17 protein-coding genes are annotated in these 21,237 nt (G+C 41.6%); 7 read left to right on the forward strand and 10 right to left on the reverse strand.

The genetic code is table 11. The features are described from left to right. Window positions 1-8: 8 nt before the first annotated feature. The 4 genes from D0S24_RS03015 to ccoS are packed head-to-tail and all read right to left on the reverse strand — an operon-like array spanning window position 9 to window position 3,492. Window positions 9-887, reverse strand: coding sequence for a cbb3-type cytochrome c oxidase N-terminal domain-containing protein (locus D0S24_RS03015; RefSeq protein ID WP_117018359.1), 879 nt, complete (start codon window positions 885-887; stop codon window positions 9-11). After that, window positions 884-1,078, reverse strand: a complete 195-nt coding sequence (locus D0S24_RS03020) for a CcoQ/FixQ family Cbb3-type cytochrome c oxidase assembly chaperone (RefSeq protein WP_117018360.1) — start codon at window positions 1,076-1,078, stop codon at window positions 884-886. Before D0S24_RS03020 ends, D0S24_RS03015 begins: the two co-directional genes overlap by 4 nt. Window positions 1,079-1,081: 3 nt before the next feature. Beyond that, the gene (ccoN, locus tag D0S24_RS03025; RefSeq protein ID WP_117018361.1) at window positions 1,082-3,283 is read right to left on the reverse strand and encodes a cytochrome-c oxidase, cbb3-type subunit I; all 2,202 of its coding nucleotides are present in this window, start codon (window positions 3,281-3,283) and stop codon (window positions 1,082-1,084) included. A gap of 2 nt (window positions 3,284-3,285) precedes the next feature. Then, on the reverse strand, window positions 3,286-3,492 hold the full coding sequence (gene ccoS / locus D0S24_RS03030; protein WP_117018362.1) for a cbb3-type cytochrome oxidase assembly protein CcoS: 207 nt from the start codon (window positions 3,490-3,492) through the stop codon (window positions 3,286-3,288). A gap of 254 nt (window positions 3,493-3,746) precedes the next feature. Here ccoS and D0S24_RS03035 point away from each other — a divergent pair, with 254 nt between their 5' ends. After that, complete coding sequence (locus tag D0S24_RS03035; RefSeq protein WP_220377722.1) at window positions 3,747-6,416, forward strand: c-type cytochrome; 2,670 nt, start codon at window positions 3,747-3,749, stop codon at window positions 6,414-6,416. Between the two features lie 103 nt (window positions 6,417-6,519). Here the strand turns inward: D0S24_RS03035 and D0S24_RS03040 are convergent, their stop codons facing one another. Next, entirely contained in the window at window positions 6,520-8,916 is a 2,397-nt protein-coding gene (locus D0S24_RS03040; protein WP_117018586.1) for a heavy metal translocating P-type ATPase metal-binding domain-containing protein, read from the reverse strand. A 172-nt stretch (window positions 8,917-9,088) separates the two neighbouring features. On the opposite strand from D0S24_RS03040, the gene D0S24_RS03045 reads away from it, so the two are divergent. Beyond that, entirely contained in the window at window positions 9,089-9,724 is a 636-nt protein-coding gene (locus D0S24_RS03045; RefSeq protein ID WP_117018363.1) for a Crp/Fnr family transcriptional regulator, read from the forward strand. 404 nt (window positions 9,725-10,128) lie between these two features. Further along, window positions 10,129-11,031, forward strand: a complete 903-nt coding sequence (locus D0S24_RS03050; RefSeq protein ID WP_117018364.1) for a universal stress protein — start codon at window positions 10,129-10,131, stop codon at window positions 11,029-11,031. Here D0S24_RS03050 and D0S24_RS03055 read toward each other — a convergent pair. Continuing rightward, window positions 11,024-11,251: a DUF2101 family protein gene (locus D0S24_RS03055; RefSeq protein ID WP_117018365.1), complete on the reverse strand. Its 228-nt coding sequence runs from the start codon at window positions 11,249-11,251 to the stop codon at window positions 11,024-11,026. The two genes, D0S24_RS03050 and D0S24_RS03055, sit on opposite strands and share 8 nt — an antisense overlap. 216 nt (window positions 11,252-11,467) lie before the next feature. Here D0S24_RS03055 and D0S24_RS03060 point away from each other — a divergent pair, with 216 nt between their 5' ends. After that, window positions 11,468-12,172 (forward strand): NrtR DNA-binding winged helix domain-containing protein, encoded by a 705-nt coding sequence (locus tag D0S24_RS03060; RefSeq protein WP_117018366.1) that lies wholly within the window; start codon window positions 11,468-11,470, stop codon window positions 12,170-12,172. A 312-nt stretch (window positions 12,173-12,484) separates the two neighbouring features. Continuing rightward, window positions 12,485-13,642, forward strand: a complete 1,158-nt coding sequence (locus tag D0S24_RS03065) for a homogentisate 1,2-dioxygenase (RefSeq protein WP_117018367.1) — start codon at window positions 12,485-12,487, stop codon at window positions 13,640-13,642. Between the two features lie 108 nt (window positions 13,643-13,750). Here the strand turns inward: D0S24_RS03065 and D0S24_RS03070 are convergent, their stop codons facing one another. The 3 genes from D0S24_RS03070 to D0S24_RS03080 form a co-directional block, all read right to left on the reverse strand. Then, window positions 13,751-14,713 carry a glycosyltransferase family 2 protein gene (locus tag D0S24_RS03070; protein WP_117018368.1) on the reverse strand — a complete coding sequence of 321 codons (963 nt, stop codon included), beginning with the start codon at window positions 14,711-14,713 and terminating at the stop codon, window positions 13,751-13,753. A gap of 56 nt (window positions 14,714-14,769) precedes the next feature. Then, window positions 14,770-17,169: a lipopolysaccharide assembly protein LapB gene (locus tag D0S24_RS03075; RefSeq protein WP_117018369.1), complete on the reverse strand. Its 2,400-nt coding sequence runs from the start codon at window positions 17,167-17,169 to the stop codon at window positions 14,770-14,772. A 166-nt stretch (window positions 17,170-17,335) separates the two neighbouring features. Next, complete coding sequence (locus D0S24_RS03080; protein ID WP_117018370.1) at window positions 17,336-18,190, reverse strand: class I SAM-dependent methyltransferase; 855 nt, start codon at window positions 18,188-18,190, stop codon at window positions 17,336-17,338. A 491-nt stretch (window positions 18,191-18,681) separates the two neighbouring features. On the opposite strand from D0S24_RS03080, the gene D0S24_RS03090 reads away from it, so the two are divergent. Then, complete coding sequence (locus D0S24_RS03090) at window positions 18,682-19,575, forward strand: LysR family transcriptional regulator (protein ID WP_117018372.1); 894 nt, start codon at window positions 18,682-18,684, stop codon at window positions 19,573-19,575. A 30-nt stretch (window positions 19,576-19,605) separates the two neighbouring features. Then, window positions 19,606-20,157, forward strand: coding sequence for a nitroreductase (locus D0S24_RS03095; protein ID WP_117018373.1), 552 nt, complete (start codon window positions 19,606-19,608; stop codon window positions 20,155-20,157). A gap of 9 nt (window positions 20,158-20,166) precedes the next feature. Here the strand turns inward: D0S24_RS03095 and D0S24_RS03100 are convergent, their stop codons facing one another. Further along, window positions 20,167-20,682: a DUF456 domain-containing protein gene (locus tag D0S24_RS03100; RefSeq protein ID WP_117018374.1), complete on the reverse strand. Its 516-nt coding sequence runs from the start codon at window positions 20,680-20,682 to the stop codon at window positions 20,167-20,169. Between the last annotated feature and the right edge of the window lie 555 nt (window positions 20,683-21,237).

Below are 21,237 nucleotides of genomic sequence, written 5' to 3' on the forward strand. Positions count from 1 at the left end.
TTAAGTGTTTACTCTCCGGTCCAGATTTCGCCTTCTGCAGCTTTTGGGTTCGCAGGGGCCTTGCCATGTATTTCCGAGAGAATATAACTGGCTACCTGGGCTATTTCGGCTGGTTTAAGGGTCTGTTTCCAAGCTATCATTCCCTTGCCGTTCCTTCCTCCTTCCGAAATGGTTTGGAAAACATTTTTAATCCCACCTCCCAAGATCCAATATTCGTCGGTAAGGTTAGGGCCTATGCCACCCCCGCCATCCGGCATATGGCATGCTACACAATTGGCACTGTAAATTGCTCCACCTGCCTTAATATCGGAGGCATCGGTAAGTAGTTCCACCGTATTGGCATCTACCAAACCCTTTGCTGTTTTTTTATAGGCTTCAATGGCTATTTGGGCTTCGGCCACTTCGCGGTCATATTCCATGTCTTGGGTATAGTCGTTAAAGACGTGGAAACGGGCCAGATAAACCACCCCAAAAATAATGGTGGCATAGAACATATATACCCACCATGGTGGAAGATTATTGTCCAATTCACGGATTCCATCATAATTGTGGTCCAGGATAATTTCCTGTTCTTCCCCAACGGGCCTGTTTCCGGTAATTTTTTTCCAGTATGCTTTGCCCCATTTCCATTCCCATTGTTTGAATTTGGCCTCCAAATATCGTTTTTGAGCTTCCGGGGATAGGGTTTGGAACATGATGTTTTCTACTGAATTTAGGATCAATTCAATAGCCACCAATATGAACAGCACCATCAACATAAACAAAAGGGCGATAGGGTATGCAATAAATGCGGGTTTGTCCCCTGAATCAATAAAATATTCCATCAATCCGAAGATTAGGAAAAAGATCAAAGGGACTCTTACCCACCAAGGTGATATATTTCTCATAACGATTCTTCTTTAGGTTGGTTTTCTGTTTCTAATGGTATTTCGCTAACTTCCTTGATATGTTCTTTAGAGGCGGTAAATACCCACCAGAAAAGAATGGTAAAAAACACAAAAAAGATTAATAACGATATCATGGGATAGGTAGCAACGCCATCTATACTTTCCATATAACCTTTTACAAATTTTAGCATGACTTACTTGTTTTGTGAAATTATTTCGTCCGTTTCCTTTATTTTAATATCTGTCCCCAGACGTTGCAGATAGGCTATCATAGCTATAATTTCCCTATCCTTCATTTCTATGAATTCCTCCCCGTTTTCTGCGGCATATTTTTTGTCCTCTTCATATCCTTTGGCAAAATCGGGATCGGAGTATAGATTTTTTTCTATTCTGGTCGCTTGCTCATCCATAGCTTGTTCGGCATTCGCAATCTCCTCTTCGGTATATGGAACCCCTAGGGCAACCATAGTTTCCATTTTGGATTGGATATTGGTTCTGTCGTGCCTATTGCGCACCAGCCATGAATAGGAGGGCATAATAGATCCGGAAGAGGTGCTTTGTGGGTCGTACATATGGTTCAAGTGCCAGTTGTCGGAATATTTGCCACCTACCCTCAAAAGATCGGGCCCGGTGCGTTTGCTTCCCCAAAGGAAAGGGTGGTCGTACACGTACTCTCCAGCTTTGGAATATTCGCCATAACGTTCTACCTCACTTCGGAAAGGCCTTACCATTTGGGAGTGGCATCCAACACATCCTTCCCTAATGTATAGATCCCTACCTTCCAATTCCAAAGGGGTATAAGGTTTAACACTGGAAATTGTTGGAATGTTCGATTTTACCAGAATAGTGGGAACGATTTGGATTACCCCTCCAATTAAAATGGCAATGGTAGCCAAAATGGTCAATTGTATAGGCTTGCGCTCCAACCAAGTGTGGAAAGTTTCTCCGGCGGTCCTTTTTTTGGATACGGTGGTCAAAGCGGCCGCCTCCGCCAGTTCATCCTCCACTTTTGTCCCATGCTTAATAGTAACAACAACGTTGTAGATCATTACAATGGCCCCAATAATGTACATGGTCCCGCCAATGGCCCTCATCCAGTACATGGGGATAATTTCATTTACGGTCTCCAAAAAGTTACCATAGGCCAAGGTGCCATCTGGGTTAAATTCTTTCCACATCAGGGCTTGGGTGAAACCGGCAACATACATCGGGAGCGCGTAGAGTATGATTCCCAAGGTGCCGATCCAGAAATGAAAATTGGCCATGGGAAGGGAATGCAATCTGGTCTTGAACATTTTTGGAACCAACCAATAGATCATTCCAAAGGTCAGGAATCCGTTCCATGCCAAGGCTCCCACGTGGACGTGTGCAATAATCCAATCGCTAAAATGTGCTATGGCGTTTACATTTTTTAGGGAAAGCATCGGGCCTTCAAAAGTGGCCATCCCGTAACCGGTAATCGCGACCACCATGAATTTCAAAACAGGGTCTGTCCGCACCTTGTCCCAGGCTCCACGTAATGTCAATAGTCCATTGATCATACCTCCCCAGGAGGGGGCAATCAACATAATCGAGAATGCGACTCCCAAATTTTGGGCCCATTCGGGCAAGGTAGAATACAATAAATGGTGCGGTCCCGCCCAGATATAGATAAATATCAAGGACCAAAAGTGGACAATCGATAAACGATAGGAATATACGGGCCTATTGGCCGCTTTGGGAACAAAGTAGTACATCAGCCCCAAGAAGGGAGTGGTAAGGAAGAAGGCCACGGCATTATGTCCGTACCACCACTGTACCAAGGCATCCTGCACCCCTGCATATACAGAATAACTTTTAAAGGCACTAACGGGAAGGGCCAGACTGTTAAAGATATGGAGTACGGCTACCGTTACAAAGGTAGCTAGGTAGAACCAAATGGCCACGTACAAATGGCGTTGTCTTCTTTTTAGCATGGTCCCGATCAGGTTCCAGCCAAAGGCGACCCAGACTACGGCAATGGCCAAATCTATGGGCCATTCCAATTCTGCATATTCCTTTGAGGAGGTGTAGCCCAAAGGCAGGGTGATTGCTGCGGCAACTATGATGGCCTGCCATCCCCAAAAGTTAAAGTTGCTTAATGCATCGCTGAACATTCTTGCCTTCAACAAGCGTTGTGTAGAATAATAGACCCCCGCAAAAATGGCATTCCCTACGAAGGCAAAAATAACCGCATTGGTGTGGAGGGGCCTAAGACGGCCAAAACTCAACCACGATATCCCATCGGTCAAATTTGGAAAAAGGAACATAAAGGCGAGCAAAAGACCCACCGACATCCCCACAATTCCCCAAAACATAGTTGCATAAAGGAATTTTTTTACGATTTTGTTGTCGTAATAAAACTGTTGTACTTCCATAATTACAATTTTTGATTTTCATCTTTTTGGTTAGCTATTTTTTCCGTCTTTTTGGAGGAACTTTTAACCAGTTCATCTTCAAAGAGCATTCGGACGGATGGGGTATATGAATCATCAAATTGACCACTCTTGGTAGCCATAATAAAAGCCGCAAAAAAAATGACGGCTACAACAATACTCAATGTCAACAATAAATAAATAACACTCATACCTACCTGAATTTGGGCGTAAAACTAAACATGGGGGTGGTGGAATAATATGACATTTATCAGCTTTTGATAAAATATGGCAAGTTCCTCTTCCCAAGTATATTTAAGTTGCCTTCCTTTCAAATATCCTAATTTTAAATGAGTCTATAAAGTAAATTCATCCAATAATGGTGTTGTTCTGTCCGTAATTATTCAATTTAAGGATGGATTTATGGGAAAGATTTTTAGTTTTGCCACTATACAAGGATATAATTATGAATTTAACGGTAATGGATATTATTAAAAAGGCAGGATTTATTTTATTTTCAAGTTGTATGTTTTTTGGTTGTAAACAGGGAGAGGTTCCCTGTACACCGAGTACCAAGGAAATAAATTATCCTTCCACAGATTCTTTGGCCCAGGTCCTGAACTGGCCGAAAGATTTGGATATCAGTGGATTTTCAGGTCCCGACCTAACGCCAAGTCCGGCCTGTATGGCCGTTGCCGCTACCGGGGAGGTCTTTGTGGGGGTAGATATGATGGGTTCCCTTGGGAAGGAGATGAACAAAGGGTTTATAAAGCGTTTGGTAGATTGCAATCACGACGGAATAATGGATTCCCATACCGAATTTGCCCAAGTGGACAACCCACGGGGCATTTTGGCGATCGGGGATGAAGTATTTGTTTTACATACCACTTTTTCTCCCGAAACGGGAAAAGCCTTTAATATGGACTTGGTGGTATTTGAAGATAAGGACAGGGATGGAGTGGCCGATGGCCCTGCAAAAGTCCTCATTAAAAATTTGAGTAATTCCAAATACTTACAGGAAAGAGGAACGGACCATGCTACCAACGGTATTCAGATGGGGATAGACGGATGGATATATATTGCCGTGGGCGATTTTGGGTTTCACAATGCCACAGATCGCGATGGAACACAATTGACCATGTTGGGCGGCGGGGTATTGAGGGTACGTCCCGATGGAACCGAAATGGAAGTGTATACCCATGGATTGCGGAATATTTATGATGTGGCCATAGATCCTTTTATGAATATCTACACTAGGGGCAATACCAATGATGGTGGGGGATGGAACATCAGGTTTATTCATCAGATACAATCGGCCGAATATGGTTATCCTGTACTGTTCAAGCATTTTACGGAAGAGATCCTACCCGCCTTGGTGGATGTTGGCGGGGGATCCGGAACAGGGTCGCTCTATATGAACGACGACCGTTGGCCGGAAAAATACAACAATGTTCCCATGATGGCCGATTGGGGCAGAAGCTATTTGTATTTTCACAGGTTAACCAAAAATAAGGCCAGTTTTACCCAAGATGAGGAAGAGTTTATACAGCTGCCCCAAATAACCGATGTGGATGTGGACGCGGCCGGGGCCATGTATCTTTCTGCCTGGGACGGGGCAGGATATTCCGGAAGTCCGGACAAAGGTTACGTGGTCAGGGTTTTACCTGAAAACTATAGTTACGAGCCATTCCCCGATCTAAAGGATTTCTTCTGGACGGGCAGTTTGGTAGATCTGCTAAAGGCAGATAATGCCAAGACCCGGTTAAGCGCCCAATACGAATTGATCAAAAGGGGGAAAGGGGCCGATAAGGTATGGCAATTGGCCCAGGACAGCTCCTTGTCATTGGAGGTACGTGCGGCAGCTATATTCACTTTTGCCCAATTGGCCGGGGAAAGTGGAATTGACCGTTTAGTGTCATTAACCGAGGATCCACAGGTTCAGGAATTTGCCTTGAGGGCCTTGTCGGACCGTTCGGGTACTTTGGAAAATGTACCTACGGCACCATTTGTAAATGCAATGAAGTCGGGCTCAGACCGGGTAAAGGCGGTCGCTATTGTTGGTTTGGGCAGATTGGGCAGAAAGGAAGTGGCCAAGGTTTTAATGGAGATTCCAGTTCCGAATTCCTTTAAAGCCCCGGAAATGGGATCGGAAGGACCCCATGCCAGGCCAAATGCCGAAATTGTTGTTCCGCATTTGGCCGTAAAGGCATTGGTTCAATTGGATGCCGTGGACGCCTGTGTCAGTGCCTTGGATACCGATAAAAGGGATATGGCACTTTGGGCAATGCGATATATGCATAGCCCAAAAGCGGTTGATGGAATGATAAAGGCCTATGAAAGTACGGAAGATGCCGTTTTCAAAAATAAAATAATCAATACCTTGGCACGTATTTATCACCAAGAAGCACCCTATGATGCCTCCTGGTGGTGGAGTACCCGTCCGGATACCCACGGACCCTACTATAAAACGGTAGAATGGGACTATACCCCTGTGATACGTTCGTTCTTAAAGGAGGAATGGAAAAAATCTTCGGAAGACGAAAAGGAACGGTACGCGGCATTGAACAGTAAGTACCGATTGGCGATCGATGATTTTGGCACCGTGGATATTTCGGCTCCCAAGGAGGATATGCCAACGGTTGACCTTGAAAAGATTAAAAATAAAAAAGGCCAGATCGGGGAGGCTTCCATTGAAGATATCATGATCGCCCTGAAAAATATTAAGGGCGACCCCGAAAAAGGAAAGAAAATTTTCAAGGCCCAGGCTTGTTTTACCTGTCATAGTGTGTCTACAAGTGAAGTAATGAAAGGGCCTTTTATGGGGCAAATAGGTTCCATAATGAACAGGGAGCAGATCGCAGAGTCCATTCTGAAACCCAATGCCTCCATTTCCCAAGGATTTTCAACGGTACAGATACGTACCAAGGGAGGGGATAATTATGTTGGTTTTGTAACCCAGGAATCGGCAACGGACCTGACCATAAGAAATATAGCAGGTATTGCCACCCAATTAAAAAAATCGGATATTGCCGAAAGAAAGGAACTCGAAACATCCATGATGCCCTCTGGGCTGGTAAATGCCCTGAGTTATGAGGAAATGGCTTCCTTGGTAGCGTATTTGGAACAACAGAAATAGGGGAAGTCCCATCTTTGATTAAATTATATGGGTTATTGCATAAGAAAAGGCAACTGTAGCAAAACAGTTGTCTTTTTTATTCAGTTAATTCCAGACCCAAAAGCTATTTCCAGGATGACTGTTCCGACTTAAGTTTTCTTCCTAAAAGGTTTGTTGTTACCGTAGTGAAGATAACAATACTAATGGAGCTTAAAGGCATTAGGATGGCCGCAATAACGGGCTGTAATTGTCCCGTTACCGCAAAGTACAATCCCACTACGTTGTACATCAAGGAAAGCATGAAACTTAATTTTATGATCTTTATGGCTTTTCTTGTGGCCAGGATATATGGATATAGCGATTTGAAATTTTTGGCGTCCAGAATGCCGTCACAGGCCGGGGAAAAAACATTAACGTTCTCAGAAATGGCTATGCCTACATTACTTTGTGCCAAAGCCCCGGCATCGTTTAGTCCGTCTCCTACCATCATTACCTTTTTATTTTGATCTTGGAGCGTTTTTATAAATTGGAGCTTGCTGTCCGGTTTTTGATTGAAATATAATGGTGTTCCCTCGGGCAATAATTTGGTTAGGTTGGCCCTTTCCCCTGCGTTGTCACCGGATAGGATTGCCAATTCCAGGTCGCTAGCCATGGTTTTGAACGTTTCTTCCACTCCCTCCCGGTATTGGTTCTGAAAAATAAAACAGCCCTTGTATTGATCGTTGGAGCTCAGGTGGACCGAGGTACTGTCCCTATTCTTTATATCCGAATGGCCAACAAAGGCTGCAGACCCAATTTTAACACTGTCTTTAACCGTAGCCCCTTTGATCCCCTGGCCCAAATACTCCTCGTACTCCTCCAGCGGTACAATGTTTTGTTCTGCCAACATATCATAGAGTTTCCTGCTCAACGGGTGATTGGAGGAGCGTAGGGTATTTTTTAACAAGGACTCCTCTTCGCTGGTCAGTTCGAGGCCTTCATAGTAAACATTTCCCTTTTCGGCCGTGGTAATGGTACCTGTTTTGTCGAATATAGCGGTATCTATCTGGGCCAATTGTTCTATGGTCTGGGTGTCCCTCAAATAAAATCCGTGACGGCCAAAAATACGCAACATATTGCCCAAGGTAAAAGGGGCCGCCAGGGCAATAGCACAAGGGCAGGCAATTATGAGTACGGCCGTAAAGACATTTATGGTTTTACTTGGGTCTAGTATTAACCATATTATGGAAGATACAAAAGCGATGATCAGAACGGCAATGGTAAATCTTTTACCGATACCGTCCGTTAAGGTTTGAAAGCTCCCCGATTTGTCTTGTTGGAAGACCGCATTGCTCCAAAGTTGTGTAAGATAGCTTTGGGAAACAGATTTTATAGCTTCAATTTCTATGGCACTACTTATCTGTTTTCCGCCGGCATAGACTTTGTCTCCAGATATCTTTTCCACCGGTTCCGATTCCCCGGTCACAAAACTGTAATCGATCCTGGCATTTCCATTGGTCAGGATAGCATCCACTGGAATTAATTCCCCATTTCTTATAAGGAGCCTGTCCCCGGCCTTAATATCGTATACCTGAGTGTTCTCTTCCGTATTGTTGCTTGTAATTCTGGTGACGGCAATAGGAAAGTAGGATTTGTAATCCCGTTCAAAAGACAGATAGGAATACGTTTTTTGTTGAAAGAATTTACCCAAGAGCAAAAAGAAGACCAAACCCGTTAGGCTATCAAAAAAACCCGACCCCCAGTCGAAAATGATTTCCACTGTACTCCGAAGGAATAAAACCAAAATACCCAGGGCAATTGGGATGTCTATGTTTAAGAATCTGGATCTTATTCCTTTGTAGGCCGAAATAAAATAATCTTGGGCAGCATAGAAAACCACAGGTAGGGAAAAGGCAAACATAAGCCATCTAAAAACCCCTTTAAACTGTTCCAGCCAAAATTCCCCAACCTCAAAATATTCCGGAAAGGAAAGAAACATAACATTGCCGAAGGCAAAGCCGGCAATACCCAATTTATAGGATAAACCACGGTCCTTACTTTTTTTGGCCCTGTCAAAATCGTCCAGGGAAATATAAGGTTCATAACCAATTCTGGACATTAGTAGCACCAACTCCTTAAGGGAAACCTTGTGGGAATTAAAGGTGACCCTCACGGTCTTTTTGGGGAAGTCGACCTGGGAACTGTTTATGCCCTTGTTTAGTTTGTTCAGGTTTTCCAATATCCAAATACAGGAACTGCAATGAATATGGGGAATGTACAGATTAATGATCTGGATGCCATTATCATTGAACTCGATCAATTTTTCTACAATGTTGCTGGAGTCAAGGAAGTCGTATTTGCCTTCCACTTCCTTAGGCGGTGCACCCGCAGCGGATTGTAGGTCATAGTAATAGGACAGGTCGTTGTTGGAGAAAATCTCATAAACGGTTTTACACCCAACACAACAAAAATTTTTGTCTTTAAGATTTATGGGGTTCTTCCCGCAATCGTCACCGCAATGATAACACCTTACCTTGTCCATATAAATTTGCCTAATACTTGCCTGCAAAGATGTCCATGATCGCCAATTAAAAACATGATAATTGTCAGTTTTCCCTCTTCCAATAACCTTTAAATTTGCCGTGTCAGATAATTTTTTACTTATGGGCAGATGCGAAAACTGTATTATTCGTCAATTTAATTCCTTGCGGGCAATGAGCAAGGAAGAATTGAAAAGGGTCTCGGATACCAAAACTGCCAAATTAGTAAAAAAAGGGGAAACCATTTTTGGAGAGGGAGAAAAACTTAATGGGGTTTATTGCGTAAGGGATGGAGTCTCCAAATTATCCAAATTAAGCCCGAACGGGAAAGATCAGATAGTAAAACTGGCAACCAAGGGGGCATTATTGGGGCAGCGTTCCGTAATTACCGAAGAGGTGGCCAACCTAAGTGCCATAGCAGTAAATGATATGCAGGTTTGTTTTGTTCCCAAAGATGCCATTATTGATAGCCTCAACAACAATCCCAATTTTGCTGTGGAAGTATTGAGGCATATAGCCCACGATTTAAAGGAAGCCGATGACGTTATTGTAAATATGTCCCAAAAAACAGTGAGACAGAGGATAGCCGAGGCTTTTATATATTTGGAGGAAAATTTTGGAACGGATAGGAACGGCTATTTGGCCCTGACATTATCCAGGGAAGATATAGCCAATGTAGTGGGTACGGCAACGGAATCTGCCATTCGGATCATATCGAATTTCAAAAAATTAGGGTTGATAAAAACTAATGGAAAGAAAGTGGCCATAGCGGACAGAAAGGCACTTTATGATGTTGTAAAGGGGTGTTGATTTGCGTAATTCCCGTTCTTCTTGATTCTAATGTAGCCTGCATTGCCCGGTTTTCTAACTCCCGCTTATACTTCCGAGTTCTATTTCTTACTAAGTTTAGGAACAAAAATAGAAGTAATTTCCCTTTCCAAATGAGCTGCTGGCCAAGTTCTTATAGTGTGACGCCAGTTCCAAAAGCTGATAAATGTCATAGTTCAGGTTTTTGACTTCCTATAATTTTGCTCGATAATCGAGATTTAAACCTGCCTGCCGCAGGCAGGTGTTCCGACGCTTGCCTGCCCGTTCCGTTCAGGCGGGCGTCGAAATCAAACTTGAATTTCCTTTTAATGCCTCTTGGGCTTGCCCTGAGGTAGTTTACTTGTGGTTTTGACCCTTATTCGGGGTTTTAATAAAATATAAATAGTTTGAAAAAGATATTATTACCTACAGATTTTTCTCCCAATGCTTGGAATGCGACCAAATATGCCATTTCCCTTTATAAGCATGAGGAGTGCGAGTTTTATATTTTGAATACCTATACCCCTACCATTGCCCATAGTAGGTTTATGGCTGCGGCTTCGGGTGGCAAAGCCTGTGAGGATGTGGTAAGGCATAATTCCGAAAAGGGTCTGGACCAACTTTTGACAAAGATCCGGGATAAGTACCATAACCCAAAGCATACCTTTATTGCTATTTCTTCATTTAGTCTATTGGTTGATGAAATAAAGAACATAATAGAGACCCATCAAATTGGTTTGGTGGTTACGGGAACAAAAGGTGCATCCGGATTGGAGGAAGTGTTTATGGGTAGCAATACCGTAAGAATAATAAAGTGTATTAAGAACTGCCCTGTATTGGCCATTCCCCAGCATTTTAAATTTAAGACCCCCTCCGAGATAGCCTTTGCAACAGATTTTAATAGGTTTTATACTACCTCGGAATTGAGGCCCCTATTGGAAATGGCCAAATCCTTTAAAGCGGCCATTAGGATAGTTCATGTACAATATGAAATTAAAGCACTTACAGAAGTCCAGCAATTCAACCTTAATATGTTAAGGAAATACATAGGTGAGGTAGCGCATTATGTACACACCGTATCAGAATTGAATTCGGTTTCACGGACCTTGGAGGTTTTTGCCAACGAATTGGACATCCACTTGTTGGCCATGCTCAATTACCAGCATAGTTATATGGAAAAGATGACGCGTGAACCTGTAATTAAACGATTGGCCTTTCACACCCAAATCCCTTTATTGGTAATCCCGGAACTGGGTATGGGAACCCCACCAAATAGTAAAAAGGGAAAGGAAATATCCGTAGCTAATTAAATCCGTCCTTTAACGGATAATCCTCATAAAAATCCTTAAAGGTCTTGTCTGTGGTATACTTGTCCTTAAGTACTCTGAAGACCATATATACAAGCATTATTTGCCCAATAACGGTAAGGTAAAAAATCCATTTAAATGGAAAATTCATAACCGCCATTATGGTCAGGGAAAGGAGGACCAGGGAGGTGGCTACTACCCATAACATGGCTGTATTTTGCATCTTTTTTATTACAAGTTATTGAAAATCAAAAAGTTTTTATGTTAATTGACTGCTAAATATATTTGGGAAAATCGTTATTGGTTATGTGAAAATTTATAGGTACGATCGGGTCATGGCTAAATGGTCATAGGATTTATGAATTGGTTTGGGAGGTTAAAATATGGGCTTTTATCGATTTGATATATATTTTTGATATTTTAGTGAATTATAGATGAAATGAAGGCTTTGGAGAATAGACGGATTTATACTGAGCAGCCTAAAATACTTGTGGCAACGGATTGTATTGTTTTTGGTTTTGATGAGGGGATCCTAAAGCTTCTGGTCTTTAGGAGAAGAATAGACCCATGTAAGGGAGAATGGTCCCTTATCGGGAGTTTTGTGGATGCGGAGGAGAGTGTTTCCGATGCTGCGCGCCGGGTACTGCTCCAGTTTACGGGCTTGGAAAATATATTTTTGGAAGAGCTAAGGGTGTATAGCAATGTGGAAAGGGACCCTGGTGCAAGATGTATTTCCATAGCCCAGTATGCCTTGATCAGGGTTAACGATTATGACAGGGAGCAGGTGGAATTGCATGGGGCCAAGTGGTTTGCTTTGGACGATATCCCGGAGCTGGTGCTGGACCATAATGTAATGATTACTGATGCCTTGGAGCGTTTAAGACAGAAAACTACCCACAAGCCCATTGGATTTGAACTTCTTCCTGAAAAATTTACTATCCCAAAACTTCAGTCATTGTATGAAGCCATTCACCGGACCCAATTGGATGATCGCAATTTTAGAAAGAAATTGTTGTCCTTCAATTTGTTGATCAAATTGAATGAGAAGGATAAATCCACTTCAAAAAAAGGTGCCTTTTTATATAAGTTTGATTTTGAAAAGTACAAAAAATTGGAAGAATCAGGATTTAATTTTGTACTCTAACCAGTCCTGATACGGTGGCAAAAGGTTTGTTCAAATAAGCCTGTCCAAACACTGAAAATCTAAAAACCTTTACTATCTTTGCCCAGTTGTGTTGTGTCTCAATGCAAATTGAGGCAAGGTTGTATTTGTCGATTTGTCCGGATGTAAATTTGGACCGGCAAGCACCGATGAAAGGCTTTCCATTTTGGGAGGCTTTTTTTGTTTGTATTGATTTCTAAATGGCAATATTGCATTAGCATCCATAGGACTTCCCTATTTTAATTACTCCTTATTTTATCGTATTTTTAAAACGGAATCAATAATGATATAGTTATGCCCTTGTATCACAGCTTAGGTAAAATTCCCCCCAAAAGACATACTATTTATAAGAAAAATGACGGCGGATTGCATTATGAGCAATTGTTCGGGACCATTGGTTTTGATGGTATGTCATCGCTCATGTACCACCTGCATAGGCCCACAATGGTAAAGGAAACGGGAAAGTCTTTCGATGTTTCCCCCAAAGCCATGGTGTCCCATAATATTAAGTCCAGATTGTTGAAAGGCTTTGAAGTGGAACCTATGAACGATTATTTGGAAAGTAGGAGTGTAATGTTGTTCAATACCGATGTTCATATCTCCCTTGCAGCCCCCAAAAAATCCCTGACCGATTATTTTTATAAGAATGCCGATGCGGACGAATTGTTGTTTGTCCACAAAGGGAAAGGGATATTAAAAACGATGTTGGGAGAAATTGGGTTCGAGGACGGGGATTACCTGCTTATTCCACGTGGAATGATCTACCAGATTAGCTTTGACACAGCGGAAAATAGGTTGTTGATTGTGGAATCCTATCATCCCATGTATACTCCCAAGCGATATAGAAACTGGTTTGGACAACATTTGGAACATTCCCCATTTTGTGAGCGCGACTTTAAATTACCGCAGTGTCTACAAACCTATGATGAGATGGGCGATTTTGTGATAAAAGTAAAAAAACAAGGCCAGTTGCACCATGTGGTGTATGCTTCCCATCCATTTGATGTGGTAGGTTGGGACGGGTACAATTATCCTTATGGATTTTCGATTCACAACTTTGAGCCCATTACTGGGCGTATCCACCAACCACCCCCGGTACATCAAACTTTTGAGACATCTGCTTTTGTGGTCTGTTCCTTTGTGCCGCGAATGTACGACTATCATCCCCAATCCATACCGTCACCTTACAATCATTCCAACATAGATTCGGATGAGGTATTGTATTATGTGGATGGCGACTTTATGAGCAGAAAGAATGTGGATAAAGGATATATTTCATCACATCCCGCGGGAATTCCGCACGGCCCGCATCCGGGTATTTATGAGGCCAGTATTGGAAAATCCAAAACGGAAGAGTTGGCCGTGATGATAGATACTTTTAGGCCTTTACAACTTACCAAGGCGGCCCTGGATATTGATGATGGCAAGTATTTCCGATCTTGGATGGAATAGGTAAGTAACATATTTGCCATACCGGAAATATTTTTATCCCTATTAAGCTACTTCCTCAGGACAGGAACAACGGTTCCAAAGCATTACTTGTAACAAAGCGTATGCCCTTTACTGCGATTTTGGGGCATTGATTATGTCGTATTGGATGGCCTGAAGGATAAGCTGAAAGCCCAATATAATGGATAGGGTTACGATCATTATGGTGCCTGTAGGGGCAAAGGTGTTTATGGAAGCGTAATATATCCATTCCGCAATTCCAAAGATGAGGCCGAACATAAATAGGGGAAGACCAAATAATAAGTATACCGAACCGATATTAAAATCGTATAAAAAATATTCCTTTACAATACGCTTTATAAAAGTGCTTGTTAATCTTGCCCCAAAGACAAAGGGCATTTGCCATATTTTCATGCCCGATTTTTCTTCACCGTATATGGCCGGCATGGCAACATCCTTAATAGCCGCCTTTTCAAAGTATAGTTGGGACAAGAGAGAGGTTTCAAAATAATAGCGGTTGGCCAGTTTACTAAAATCCAACTTCTTGACAACATCGGTTTTAAGGGCTAAAAATCCATTGGTGGGATCAAAATTGTGCCAATATCCCGTGGCCGATTTTATGAGGAACGATAAACCTAGATTACCGATCCTGCGGACAAGGGGCATAGCTCTTAAAGCCTTTAAGTCCCTGAACCTGTTTCCTTTGGCAACATCGCACTTATTTGCAATCAAGGGGTCCAGTAGATCGGGTAGGTAGCCCAGATCCATCTGATCATCGGCATCTACCTTGATTATTATTTCCGCTCCAACTTTTATAGCTTCTTCAAAACCTCTTTTGGTAGCGCCACCTACCCCTAAATTTATCGGATTTTCCAAAAAATAAATGGTTGCCTTGGAAGGGGCAAGTTTTTCTATATCCGCTTTGGGTAGGGGGGTGGGACTTTGGTCGTCCACAATAATTACATTTTGAATGTATTCCGGTAATTTGGAAATAACGAGCAATATTTCATTGGAGGCATTGTAAAAAGGGATTACAACAGCGATTTTAATTGAATTATATTTCTCTATTTCCATGATTGCGGGGTTACTTGGGATTCAGTGTGTTATTGGTCATGACTTTTATTCCAATGTTATTGCGCATGCTGTTTGGCATAATTTAAATTGCCATTGGCCAGTTTGGAACTTGGGTCCAATTTTAACGCCTCATTACATGCCGCTATTGCCTTTTGGTATTCTTCTAGTTGGTTATAGGAAGAACATATATTATTAAAGGCAATGGCGTTGGGTATAATTGCGATCGATTTCCTCGCGGCGGCAATGCTGGTCCGATATTTCTCCTTTTTGTAAAACTCAAGACTAAGATTTATGTAATAAGCAGATGCTTCCCTATCCGATAGGTTAGAAATAGCATCGGCCAAATCCTTCTTTTTGTCCTGGGCATTTTTCAAATTGTTCTTCGCCAATTGATAGGACGGATTTAATTTCAGGGCTTTTTGGTATGCCTCAATGGCCTCGTCATAATTCAAAAGATAAAAATGGCCTATCCCGATATTGTTATGGGCATCTGCATATTCAGGATTTAATTCCAAGGCTTTTCCCGCTACTCGGATACAATCCTCGTAATTGCCTTCATTGAAATATTGCAAACTCAAATTTAGGTATTTTTCCGGGCTGGGAGCCTTGACGACCTCTTCTTCTAATACGGTAAGTACGGATTTTTTGTTCAAGGCAATATCCAAATATTTTTTTGAAATTTCATCTTTGGGCCAGTTGGCCAAGACTTCTTTGCTGAAGCTTTCCATGGCCTCCCATTCCTTCAATTTATGATAGGATTTGAAGATGTAGTCGTGGGTGTCCAGATAGTTGGGAACATTTTGGTCTACTTCTTTAAATTGATCTATGGCCTCACTTAATTTATTGTTTTGAAACAAGTATCTACCATAGAAGTACTTGGTCTTATGGTTGGCATCATTAAGGGACAAGGATTTTTGGAAGTACTTATCCGCACTTTCCTTATCCCCTATGGCATTTTTCAAGATCCCCAGATTGGTGTAAATACTGGAATAATAGGGAACATATTCCAAGGCATTGTTGAATGATATTTCGGCATTGGCATAATCCCCCTGGGCCATTAACGCTAGGCCATAGTTCATATGTCCGCGCCCATTTTTTGGACTTTTTTGGGTAACGTCCTTCCATAGGCTAAGCTCGTCTTTCCATACTTTGTTACGCTGGTGCACCCCATAGGCATTGCCGAATAGGAAAAAGATCATCAACAGTGATATTATGGATAGCCCTTTTTTTGAGGCCAATATTTTTGGGAAATAGGTTTCAAGAAGGTATTTGGCGCCGAAAATAAAGGCTATTGTGAGTCCCATATAGGGGATAAAGCTTCGGTGATCATTAAGCACCTCGGCAAAGGGAAGAACGGAAGAAGAGGGCAGGAGCGCGATAAAGAACCAAAGTAGGCCAAAGGAAAATAATTTGGTCTCCCTCTTTTTAGATGCTCTTAGGGCCAAGAACACCAATATACCTACTCCGACTATTCCCAATATGGCCCTATAGTCCATAATGGTTTCAAAAGCTATCCAATCGGTGTCGGCAGATAGGTTATAGGGTATAAAATAGGTAAGTATATAATGGCACATGACCAAGGGTTGGGTAATTAAATAATTGTAGCGATCCGGCCCTCCGGGAGCAAATGTTTCCGGGAGCATACGGAAATAAAAAATTAAAAAGCCCAGGGTAAGCACAAAGGACGGAAATACCTTTACAAAGGAGCGGATACATTTTTTAAATTCTGTTCCCCTGTAGAAGTGTAAAAGATCTACCTCCTCTTCAAAAATTAATAGATACAGGAAAAGTAGCGGTGAAAAAACCAATGCCATTTCCTTGGAAAAAAAACCTATAAATGGAAAAATGAGATAAAGATGCCATTTACGCCATTTCCCGCCACTCAAAAATGCGACAAACCCCAGTAGAACATAGAAACCGGATACAATTTCCGATCGTTGAATAATATAATTCACCGTTTCCGCATTGGCACACAACAGTCCGAAAGCCGCCGCTACCAGGAGTCCCCAAAAGGGGTTGTAATTGGAGTATTCCAGCCTATCTAGAAGTTTTTTTACAAAAAGGCAAAGTGCGGCACAGCTTAAAATGAAAAACACAAAGATGTGGATATGAAAAGCAAAGGGGTCCAGTCCACCTGCAAGTTTGTAATCAATGGCATTTTCAAGGGTAGTATAAGGGCGGTAAGACCTATTGCTGGGGAGCGTGCTAAAGGTGGTTGCATCTTTGAAAAAGGCCGGTGCGTTTACCTCCCTAATGGCCTTGTTTTCCTCTATGGTGTGGTTGTCGTCAAAATGAAAGCCATTTTGGAAATGATTGGTATAGGCCACAAAAAGCGTTAATACAAATAGGGCACTAAGAAGAATAAATGTCGGATTTCTAAAAGAATTGTTGTTATCGCTGGTAAATCCGGTAGACTTGTTTATCCATTTATTTGCTTTTAGTAATATTTCAATCATCGAGTTTGGCAATTTTATACTTCTTGGTGTTTTAACAGCTAGGAATTGAACAGTTCCAAGCTGCCCATTCGTGATAATGGACAAACTAAATTAACATTTTAACGATAATCGATTTTAAATCTTGTTTTTATTTTTTTAAGTCGATACATTTTTTCCATACACATACCTACTTTTTTCTAAATATAAAACAACGGGTATCCGGAAAAATCTGTAGGAAGGGAAACAAAAGCAACACCCCTATTTTAGTTATCATCTTCGCAAGCGTTCCCTGTTGGTTGTCCTGATCTATCCTATCCGATATTTCGGATACATTAATAGTTTTTAAAGGAAAGGATTCTATTGCCTCAAAATGGTTATCCTTGGCCAATTTTATTAAGGTTGATTTAGTAAAATAGCTCAAATGCGGGCTGTGGAAATTAAATTGCCACATTCTGTCCATTAACGATTTTATCCCGAACCGGTAAGCCATTTTGGAGATGAAATAAATTAAACCATCCTGTTGAGGCAAATTTACGATCAAAAGGCCTTCCGGATTTAGCAAATCGTAGTTGGCCTCCATAATTCCGTTTAGATTGGGAAGGTGTTCCATGACATCGTTATAGGCTATAAAATCAAAATCCGATTCTTCTTGCAGATCTTGCGGAAAAAAACCATTCTTTACTTGCAAGCCTTCCTTTTGGTAGTGTTCATTGAAGCGGGTTTCCGGTTCAATGCCCAAGCAACTAATGCCGTGGTCCCTACAGACCTCCAAAAACCAGCCATATCCTGGGCCTACCTCCAGGCCTTTGGACTTAATTTCCTTGGTTTTTTTAATGGAGGCGATGATATGTTGGAAATTCTCTTTCCTTAAATTGATGAGTGCTTTTTCGCGGGTTTCTTCATTTAAATCGGAAACCAGACTTTTGTTGAAAGTAGCATCGGGACAAAATTGAAATCCGCAATTGGCACATTCATGTACATTAAATTTAAGTTGGAATTTTAATTTGGTTTTGGGATGGTTACAGATGGGACAGGGAATCATTATTTTAAATATTGCTTATTTATCAAATGTTTGTTCCAACAAAAGGAGGAACAATCCTTAATAGAATGTCTATATATTTGGTTAAGGGGCAGTTCAGCAAATAAAAATAGATGATTCCAAGTAATATTTAGAATTTTGGATATTTATTTTGCGCTAAATCCACTGGTTGGTAGGATTTGGATTACGGCGTAGGCGTGTGGGGCATATGCGTTAGTATAAATGGCTTCCATGTCGCCAAACAACATCGGGATGTCCAATCCCAAATTTATAGGATGTATATGTGTCATATTGAGTGGCATGTTTTGGGAATGGTTAACTAATGTGATCCATATAGGTTACTGTGGGCATGGCCAAATATTGATCTGTCCTTGGATAATCTTTCCTGAAAAATTGGATTTTATGGAAGTAACCATGGAATTATTTTCTATCGATAAAAAATATTCCTTAAGTTTGATAATCTCCAATATTATTAATAGATATAGTTAATAACTATGGGTAATCAAATAGAACTCAGACATTTCAATTATTTCTTGGCAGTGGCCGAAGAACTGCACTATAGAAAGGCTGCTGAAAAATTGGGTATTTCACAACCTGGTTTAAGTAGGCAGATTAAACAAATGGAGGAGATTTTGGAGGTAAAACTTTTTGACAGGACAAAGAAGAGGGTTAGCCTTACTACTTCCGGAGAATATCTTAAAAGTGAAATAGAGTTTGTGCTAAACCATTTGGAAGTGACCAAAAAACAGTTGGGGCATATTAGGGATGGTAATTTCGGGGAGGTCCGAATAGGTTTTTTGGGTTCGGCCATGCAGGAAGTGATCCCCGAACTTTTGATCAAGTTAAAACAGAAATTTCCCGGGATCCAAGCCCATTTGGAGGAATTGTCCAATAATGCCCAGGTCAGTGCTATTTTAAAGGGCAAATTGGATATGGGGTTCGTATGTATGTCCAGAGTTCCTGAAGGGCTACATATGGAACCGGTCTATACCGATACTTTTTCCGTGGTTTTACCGGAATTATATCCTTTATTGACCAGGGAATTTAGGGATGTAGGGCAATTGGCGGTAGAGAATTTTATTTTGTTCGCCCAAGATTATAGTCCGTTGTACTATGAGACGGTAATGGGCATTTGTGAGGATGCTGGTTTTAGTCCGAAGATATCCCATAAGTCCGTACATGCCCAGACCATTTTTAAGTTGGTGGAGAATAATCTGGGAATAGCTATAATACCTACTTCCCTACAATATGGGTTTCAGATGAAAGTGAAATTTATTGAGCTAAAGAATATTCCGCAAAGGGCGGTGCTATCCGTTTGTTGGAAGGAGGACAATAGAAACCCGGCCCTCCGCCATTGTATTAATTTATTGTTAAACCAATCGCAATAGGGAATTAAAAAATATTTAAATAGATAGCTTATGATTTTTGATATAATAAAGAGGCGTCGGTCCATTTTTCCTGCCCAATATAATGATCGACCAATAAGTAGGGAGGATATCGAAAGGGTGTTGGAGGCTGCCAATTACGCACCCACCCACAAGAAGACGGAGCCTTGGCGGTTTAAAGTGTTACAAGGGGAGAGCAAGGAAAAATTGGGCTTGTTCCTATCTTTAAAGTATATGGAAACCGATGCCAAGCCGAAGCAGTTCAAGGTAGAAAAGTTGATACAGAACCCCAAAAAGGCGGCTGCGGTCATTGCCATTTGTATGCAACGTGATCCTTTGGAAAGTCTGCCCGAATGGGAAGAGGTGGCCGCTACCGCCATGGCGGTACAAAATATGTGGCTCTGCTGTACCGAGATGGGCATAGGGAGCTATTGGAGCTCTCCAGATCTTATTCAATATATGGACGATTTTTTTGAGATGAACCCTGGGGAAGTGTGTTTGGGTTTTTTCTATATGGGCTATTATGACGATGAAATTCCGGAAATCGTTAAGGGGCCTTGGCAGGAAAAAGTAAGCTGGATGTAGAAATACAGATTAATTAAAAAAGGGAAATAGGTCCGATTTATATGCCCAGGCTTTATAGATAAATAGGCCTAAATAAATCATGGTGACCATAAATTTCAGGAAAGTTCCGGTTAAAAAGCCTAAAAAGGAACCAAAGGCGGCCTTTAGGGCCGTTTTTTGATCGGCCTTGTTGATCAGTTCCCCTGTCAAAGCCCCTAAAAATGGCCAGATGATGATTCCAAAAAATCCAAGAACCGGAAAAATAAGGGCTATTAAAAGTCCAACGGTAGTACCTATCATACCCCATTTGCTTCCCCCGAATTTTTTGGTGCCCCAAACGGGAATGATATAATCCAGGACAAAGACCATGATGGCAATGGCCAGGGTAATTCCCAGAAAGAACCAGTCATCCGGAACGGCTTTTGTAAGATAGAGTAGGAATAGGCCTATCCAACTTAGGGGAGTTCCGGGCAGGACCGGTAGAAAACTGCCCAATACGCCAACGAACATTAAAATGAGCCCGATAATCAATAATGCGATATCCATAAGAATTCCTTAAATGTTTTGTTTGACGAAGATAGGGAGGATTTGTTACGGGAGTGGGGAAAGGGCGTTTGTAAAAAATGTGCTCTCCACTCCGCGAACGGGCATTAGTATTTTTGGACATACCTGCTAAGTAATTCAGGAAGTGGGTTTTTTTTAACGTCATTGCGAACTTGACTGGCGGCAGACAGGTATAGTGAAGCAATCTACTTAATTTGCTGGTAGAACTAACAAATAGCTTCGTCCCTTTGGCTCCTCGCAATGACGTGTTTATTTACGTTAAGTCTCGCAATGACTGATTTACGTCACTTTTACAGAGTCCTTTTCAGGACGACGAGAAGTCGCACATATACTGGTTTAGATCAATACACATTTTTTTATTGTTCAAAGCTTAAAGTTTATTGACACAATTGATGTTTTGGTAGAGCCACTTGTGTGATTTCTCCTTACCAGTCGGTCGTTCGAAATGACTGGTGTAGTCACTTCGACAGAGTCCTTTTTCAGGACGACGAGAAGTCGCACAAGCTTGGTTTCCCCTGTTTATTTTGTGTATTCACA

It is taken from the genome of Arenibacter sp. P308M17 (assembly GCF_003426735.1).
Classification (GTDB): domain Bacteria; phylum Bacteroidota; class Bacteroidia; order Flavobacteriales; family Flavobacteriaceae; genus Arenibacter.

Bases quoted from the DNA above. Each gene is read 5' to 3' on its own strand.
- D0S24_RS03015 (WP_117018359.1), bottom strand. From the start codon at position 887: ATGAGAAATATATCACCTTGGTGGGTAAGAGTCCCTTTGATCTTTTTC.
- D0S24_RS03020 (WP_117018360.1), bottom strand. From the start codon at position 1,078: ATGCTAAAATTTGTAAAAGGTTATATGGAAAGTATAGATGGCGTTGCT.
- ccoN (WP_117018361.1), bottom strand. From the start codon at position 3,283: ATGGAAGTACAACAGTTTTATTACGACAACAAAATCGTAAAAAAATTC.
- ccoS (WP_117018362.1), bottom strand. From the start codon at position 3,492: ATGAGTGTTATTTATTTATTGTTGACATTGAGTATTGTTGTAGCCGTC.
- D0S24_RS03035 (WP_220377722.1), top strand. From the start codon at position 3,747: ATGAATTTAACGGTAATGGATATTATTAAAAAGGCAGGATTTATTTTA.
- D0S24_RS03040 (WP_117018586.1), bottom strand. From the start codon at position 8,916: ATGGACAAGGTAAGGTGTTATCATTGCGGTGACGATTGCGGGAAGAAC.
- D0S24_RS03045 (WP_117018363.1), top strand. From the start codon at position 9,089: ATGAGCAAGGAAGAATTGAAAAGGGTCTCGGATACCAAAACTGCCAAA.
- D0S24_RS03055 (WP_117018365.1), bottom strand. From the start codon at position 11,251: ATGCAAAATACAGCCATGTTATGGGTAGTAGCCACCTCCCTGGTCCTC.
- D0S24_RS03060 (WP_117018366.1), top strand. From the start codon at position 11,468: ATGAAGGCTTTGGAGAATAGACGGATTTATACTGAGCAGCCTAAAATA.
- D0S24_RS03065 (WP_117018367.1), top strand. From the start codon at position 12,485: ATGCCCTTGTATCACAGCTTAGGTAAAATTCCCCCCAAAAGACATACT.
- D0S24_RS03070 (WP_117018368.1), bottom strand. From the start codon at position 14,713: ATGGAAATAGAGAAATATAATTCAATTAAAATCGCTGTTGTAATCCCT.
- D0S24_RS03075 (WP_117018369.1), bottom strand. From the start codon at position 17,169: ATGATTGAAATATTACTAAAAGCAAATAAATGGATAAACAAGTCTACC.
- D0S24_RS03080 (WP_117018370.1), bottom strand. From the start codon at position 18,190: ATGATTCCCTGTCCCATCTGTAACCATCCCAAAACCAAATTAAAATTC.
- D0S24_RS03090 (WP_117018372.1), top strand. From the start codon at position 18,682: ATGGGTAATCAAATAGAACTCAGACATTTCAATTATTTCTTGGCAGTG.
- D0S24_RS03095 (WP_117018373.1), top strand. From the start codon at position 19,606: ATGATTTTTGATATAATAAAGAGGCGTCGGTCCATTTTTCCTGCCCAA.
- D0S24_RS03100 (WP_117018374.1), bottom strand. From the start codon at position 20,682: ATGGATATCGCATTATTGATTATCGGGCTCATTTTAATGTTCGTTGGC.